The sequence below is a fragment of the Escherichia whittamii genome (genome assembly GCF_014836715.1).
Taxonomy (GTDB): domain Bacteria; phylum Pseudomonadota; class Gammaproteobacteria; order Enterobacterales; family Enterobacteriaceae; genus Escherichia; species Escherichia whittamii.
Genome location: NZ_JACSQI010000040.1, coordinates 1 through 522, shown reverse-complemented (window position 1 = coordinate 522; position 522 = coordinate 1). Strand labels below are relative to the sequence as shown.

General features: G+C 46.6%; 1 pseudogene. It reads left to right on the top strand.

Annotated elements, in window-relative coordinates:
- Positions 1-451 (top strand): annotated as a pseudogene (locus H9644_RS21450) (hypothetical protein); the annotation flags it as partial.
- Positions 452-522 lie beyond the last annotated feature (71 nt).

Here is a 522-nt window from a genome sequence, read left to right as displayed (position 1 = left end):
AAAGGTCACGGTGACGGGGCTTCCTGAATGGGCCTGGACGCGGGCAACCCCCTATACCGGAAGCGACGAGCAGTTACAGAAGTTAAAAGCCGCCTATACCGAAATGGCTGCAATTATTAACAGCGGGGACAGAGCACGCCTTAAGTTATATAACACAGAGGCGCTGAAGGCATGGTCAGCCACAACAGGTGACTCTGAGGATGACATATTACTCTCCCACTTTCAGAAAGATAACCTTGAGGGTGGAAAAGCCAAAATACTGCCTATCAGGTGGAACGATTATGCCGTCCGGGTTATGAATAATGGGCGTATGGTGCAATTATATAATAAATCAATGCCAACGTATTCCCCACTGACTTACTGTTTTACAGATGAAAGTGGCGAAGAGCGTATGGGGTATTACGCCCCGGTATTTTCGTTGATTAACGGTCAGTTTATCCCTGTCACTTGATTAACCTGTTGGGCTACAAATCAGGATGTCCGGTAAGGTGATTATTGTTGAGTTAAGCACCTTACCGTTTT